The following is a 5,771-nucleotide window of genomic DNA, read 5'->3' as shown; positions in this document are numbered from 1 at the left end:
CTTATTTAACTGCGATTGTCCTGCTTGTATAAATTCTTTACGTCAGATGCGCGGCGCGACACCCTTGGTATATTAGGATTTTACAAATTTATCTTTGTTAGGACTTACGCCATCAGTGAGAGTTCTAGCAAGTTTGCAATCGCCCTCACTAACTTCTCTGGGTCTACAGGTTTTGTAATGTGAGTTTGAAATCCTACCTGAAGTGCTCTTTGTTGGTCAATTTCTGCGGCATAAGCGGTCAGTGCGATCGCCCGAATGGTTCCTCCTTGATTCGGTGGGCGAGATCGAATCTGCTGCATCAGCATATAGCCGTCCATCTGTGCCATGCCTATGTCACTCACTAGCACGTCAGGAGTGAACTGCTCTAAAGCTTGCAAAGCTTCTAAGCCAGAAGCGACGGCTGTCACATTTGCCCCGCTTTGTGACAGCACAAATGCCTGAAACTCGCGGGTATCTGGCTCATCATCCACGAGCAAAATTTGAATGCCGTCTAAAGGCACTTCTGCTTCTGTCTGTGTGTGGATTGGTTCGGATGCGATCGATGTTGCCTGCTGCATGAGGGGCAATTGGATGATGAAGGTTGCGCCTTGATTCTCACCCTGACTTTCTGCTGTGACTGTGCCCCCGTGCATTTCTACAATTTGCCGCACGATCGCAAGGCCCAATCCCAACCCGCCAAATTTGCGTGTCGTTGAGCCGTCTTCTTGCCGAAAATACTCAAATACATGGGGCAAAAACTGTGGATTGATGCCTTTGCCAGTATCGATTACCCGAATCTGAGCTAGCCCGTCGAGTTGCCGCAGTTCAACGGTCACTTGTCTACCGTTGGGTGTAAACTTAACCGCATTAGTAAGCAAATTCCACATCACTTGTTGCAAGCGAGCTGCATCGCCAGAAATCAAAGCCATCTCAGAGTCAAGATCGAGAGCGATCGCAATATTTTTTGCTTCTGCTGCCAAACGCACCGTTTCAACGGCGGCAGAAATCACAAAGTTTAAACTGACCGGAGCCGCTGTTAAGCTTAGTTTGCCCTGCATGATGCGGGAGATGTCGAGCAAATCTTCGATTAGTTGCGTCTGTAGATTGGCATTGCGCTCGATAATTTTCAAGGCTTCGGCTCTCCGGGCTTCGCTCAGTTTGCCGTTTTGTAGTAAGTGCGTCCAGCCCAAGATCGGGTTGAGAGGCGATCGCAATTCATGAGACAGCACCGCCAAAAACTCATCTTTGATCCGGTTGGCGCGATCGGCTGCCTCTCTTGCGGCTTGCTCACGGGCAAGGAGTTGTTCTCGTTCTGCCTCAATGCGTTTTTGCTCAGTGATATTGAGTACAGTGCCGACAAAGCGTCGTGGCTTGTCGGCAGCATCAAAGTAAACCTGTCCTCTGGCCGCAATCCACCGTTCAACCCCATCCTGAATCCCGATCGTGCGATATTCTACGTCATACTTGCCACTGCTGGCTGAATTCAAAGTCCATTGCAGCACCTGTTCTAGTCGTTCGCGATCGTCGGGGTGCAGTCCTGCAAAAAAGACCTCAATGCTGCAAAGAGCTTCTGGTGGTAAGCCAAACATGGCTTTGCAACCCTCATCCCAAATCAATTGATTCGTGATCAGATTCCAGTCCCAGGTGCCTAATTGGGCAGCTTCGATCGCCATGCGAAAGCGGTTTTCGCTGTCGCGCAGTGCTGCTTCGGTACGGGCGCGTTCGATCAGCGGAGCGACGCGCGCTGCAACGTTTTCCAGCAACAACATCTCATCCGCCGTCCAATGGCGCGGCTTGTTGGAACTGACTCCGATCGAAGCCACCCAACGCCCTTCACGGACAAACGGTGCGATGACGTAGGATTGCATATTGATGAGCGTGTAATTGTCGGCGAAATCCTTTGTCCACGGATGCACGTTCACGTCGTCAATCCCGAACGGTAAACGTGCCGCTGTTTCCCACCATTCCTTCGCGCCGAAAAGGGAAAGGTCATAAGTTCCGGCAAGATCTGATCCGTCGAGCCGCCAATCGGGTAGAACCGTTACCTGGCTGCCGTCCGGCGTGACATCGAGATAATAGCAGCGATGCCCGTTCAAAAACGTTCCGACTTCGCGCGTGACGATGCGGTTGATTTCCACTGCATCCGTCACCGTGCCGAGTCTTCGGCTTAACTCGGTCAAAAACTCCACTTGTCGTTCGGCTTGTTTGCGCTCCGTGATGTTGCTGAAAATAATGGCGACTTTATGCTCTTGGGGCTCGTCCACCGGGAAAGCATACAAATCGAACCAGAACCCCATCGCTTCGGAACTGTTGACCCACCGTTCGGGCTGTCTTGTTTTGACGACTTTACCGAAAGTTTCAGCCCAGTGCGGCTCAATGTCCGGCACCAACTCGCGGCCGGTTTTGCCAATTGCGTTTTCGAGCGCGGTGATGTTCAAGAATGCCGGATTGGTTTCAAGAAAGCGGTAATCAACTGCCTTTCCGGCATCGTCGAATAAAACTTCGACCAGACAAAAACCTTCGTCAATCGAATCGAACAGCGTGCGGTATTTCTCCTCCGATTCGCGCAAGGCTGCTTCAGCGCGGACACGTTCGACTGCCGCCCAAGTGCGCTCGGCTACTTCTTCCGCCAAGGACACCTCGTCCGGCGTCCAAGCTCGCGGTTCGGATGTGTGAACTGCCAGCCCCGCTACGAACTCGCCCTTCTTGACCAGGGGTATACAGATGTAAGCACCGATCTGGATCGCGGCATAGGCTGCTTGCTGATCTGGGGACAGGTTGGGATCGGCTTCCACATTAGACGCGGACACAGCGCGACCAGTGCGGTAGGCTGCGAGCAGCTTGGGGCCGAACGAATCAATCGGGTAGTTGCCAGCCAGTGCTGCGGCTCCATTAACATAATCACGCTCAACGACGTAATCAGCGCCGCGAACCTCGAAGTACGCCACCCGGTTCGCGCCGAGATATTCACCCAGCACACGGCTGGCCGTAGCCTGAATCTCTACTGGATCGGCAAGGAGGCGGAGCGCGTCGGCGAGAGAGACGCAAAAAGCATTAAATTCGGCGGTTCGCCGCGAAAATTCTTCTGCCTGTTTGCGATCGCTAATATCTTTGAAGACAATGGCAACTTTTCGCCCCTCCGGCTCACCCATGCGACAGGCATACACATCGAACCAGCGGTTCATTGCAAGAGAGCCATTTTCAAAGCGAGCAGGTTCACCCGTTAGAGCAACTTGACCGTAAATCTGAATCCAATGGTCTTCTAAATCTGGAACTAACTGACGCGCCGTTTTCCCGACTGCTTGTCGAAGTCCCGTTTGTTGCTCAAAGGTGGGATTGATCTCTAAGAAGCGGTAGTCGCTGGCACGAAGCACACTGCCGGAGGCACTTGGCGTATCATTTTCGTCAAATAGCACTTCAATAATGCAGAAGCCTTCATCGATCGACTCAAACAGCGTCCGGTAGCGTTCTTCGGATTGACGCAGGGTTGCGGTAGTTTGAATCTGCTCGGTAACATTCCTCAAATAAACGGTGATACCGTTTGGGGCGGGGTAGGTGCGAACTTCGTACCAGCGATCGTGATCCGGGTAAAACGCGGTCAATGACGCGGCCACACGATCGCGCATGGCGCTCCAGTAAATCTGCGCCAACTCATTGCTAATGAGTCCTGGATACTCTTCCCACAAATTCTTGCCAACTAAATCGCCTGAAGTGCGATCTAGTAGTGTTTCGGCAGATGGATTCATATAGGTAAACTGCCAGTTCTCATCCAGTGCAAAGAAGGCTTCAGAGATGCTCTCCAGAATATTTCGAGCCTGCTTCTCGCTTTGGTGCAAAGCTTGCTCTACCTGTTTGCGATCAGTGATGTCTCGCGTCACGCCTGCAACTGCATCTACTGCGCCGTTTATGCCCAAAAGTGGCACGAAAATGTATTCATAGGCACGCGTGCCGATTGCGCTAGTGTAGGGCGTTTCATCGTTGAGCGGCTGGCGCGTGGCGATCACTTGTTGAATCTGTTGCTGAAGTCGGGTCGCTAAATCGGTTGGATAATCCAGTTCAAAAAAGTTCTTTCCCAAAGCTTCATCCGAAGTTTTCTGCCAAAGATTGAGCAACGCCGGGCTGACATACGTGAACCGTCCCGCCAAATCAAAGGTGTAAATAAAATCGGGAATTACAGCAACAAGCGCGTCGAACTTCCACAGTTGCTGTTCGAGTTCGGTGCGCTCGACGGCTGCCCACGTCTGCTCTGCTGTTTCCTCGACTCGTTTCACCTCGTCTTCTGTCCACTGGCGAGGGTTTGCCTGATGCACCGCCAGCAACGCGACAAATTGATTGTTCTTGATCAGCGGCACATCAATATGCGCGGCAATATCGATTGATCTATACCTTGCTTTCTGGCTGGCTGTGTATTTAGGGTAGTTTGCCACATCAGGAACGATCGCCGTTTGCCCTGCTCGATGGTCATCTGTCAGGTTGCGTCCGAAGTCTTCCAGATGGTACAGCCCGCTCAGTTCGGCAACACCGTTCGTGTAGTTTTTATGAACGATGATCTCTTTGCTGCCCGGTAATACTTCAATGTAAATAACGCGGCTTGCGCCTAGAGAATCGCCCAAAATGCGGACTGCGATCGCCTGAATCTCATTAGCGTCAGTCAGAGGGCGTAGCGCATTGGTAAGCTTGACTCGAAACGCATCGGCTTGGGCAGCTTGACGCAAGGCATCTGTTGATGTGCTAACCGGCGGCAGATCAGATCCTAGCTGGGTTTTTTCTGGCTGCTGGGCTTGATCGAGTTCTGTCAACAGGATCTGCACAGCCGTTTTTAGGCTGTCCGGCCAGGTTTTAACAGCCCCTAGCGGCGTTTGCGACCAATTGTGCGATCTCAACAATGCACCTATCTCGCCGCCACCAACAAAGAGGTTTTCAGCCCAAGCCTTGTGTTCCTCTGCCTTCATGCTTTCAGATCCTTTGTCGGAAAGTATTTTTCTCGGATTGTCTGAGTGCGTTTTTGTAAGGCGGCATCGGGTGACTCAGACAATTGGTTTAGCAGAGTGTCAATTTGCTTAAGTGCCAAAGGAGAAAGAGTCGCATGTCCGTTTTCCCAGCGATTGATCGTTGGAAACGTGACACCGAGTTGAGTTGCAAACTTCTTTTGTGTCAGCTTCAGGGTTTGCCGGAGTTCCCGAATCAATTGACCCACAGCTGGTTGTTCAACACCAAGGTAATCCTGATGGAAAGGCATACGACTCAAACTTTATAAAGTCCTTTATTTCTATAAATTCTATAAATTTTGCTTAGTTTTGGCAAATAGACAATCTATCTCAAGACGTAGACTGTTTTTTTTGCAATTCGGTTACCAATGCTCAATCAAATCTACATTATTATTCAAAATTTCACCAATTTATACCATTTATCTGTGAGGCTGCACCAAACCCTTTTAATTTCTTTCTTCTCTGCGAGACGCTGCGCGTAGCTTGCTTAAGAGCAGGGGTACGTGTCCTTTGCGTCCAACTCTTAAAGACGCACTCGCGTTCGCGGTTCGTTTTTCTTTCTTCTTTCTTGTACTTACAGCAGTTTTCATGTATTTGAACCACATCTGTTGTAGGGGTTTAGCAATGCTCATACGTGTCAACTTAAGCTAGAAATCTATTATCTGTTAGCTTCCACGCCCGCCTTGGAATGAATTCCAAGGCTAATAGCTCAAGTCTACTGAAGTAGACTAAAAATTTTTCGGATTATTTAGTCATCTTTAGATGACTTAAGCTATTAGCAAGGAACTTCAGTTCCTTGCGGGA

Annotated in this window: 2 protein-coding genes; both read right to left on the bottom strand. The window is 50.4% G+C overall.

Features of this window, described 5'->3' with window-relative positions:
- Positions 1–104: 104 nt before the first annotated feature.
- Positions 105–4,931: a PAS domain S-box protein gene (locus LC574_RS23060; RefSeq protein ID WP_229455895.1), complete on the bottom strand. Its 4,827-nt coding sequence runs from the start codon at positions 4,929–4,931 to the stop codon at positions 105–107.
- Entirely contained in the window at positions 4,928–5,218 is a 291-nt protein-coding gene (locus tag LC574_RS23055) for a DNA-binding transcriptional regulator (RefSeq protein WP_229455893.1), read from the bottom strand. Before LC574_RS23055 ends, LC574_RS23060 begins: the two co-directional genes overlap by 4 nt.
- Between the last annotated feature and the right edge of the window lie 553 nt (positions 5,219–5,771).

Origin of the sequence: Nostoc sp. CHAB 5715, from assembly GCF_020829685.1 — a bacterium.
Taxonomy (GTDB): Bacteria; Cyanobacteriota; Cyanobacteriia; order Cyanobacteriales; family Nostocaceae; genus Nostoc.
This window is presented reverse-complemented; position numbering and strand designations above follow the sequence as displayed.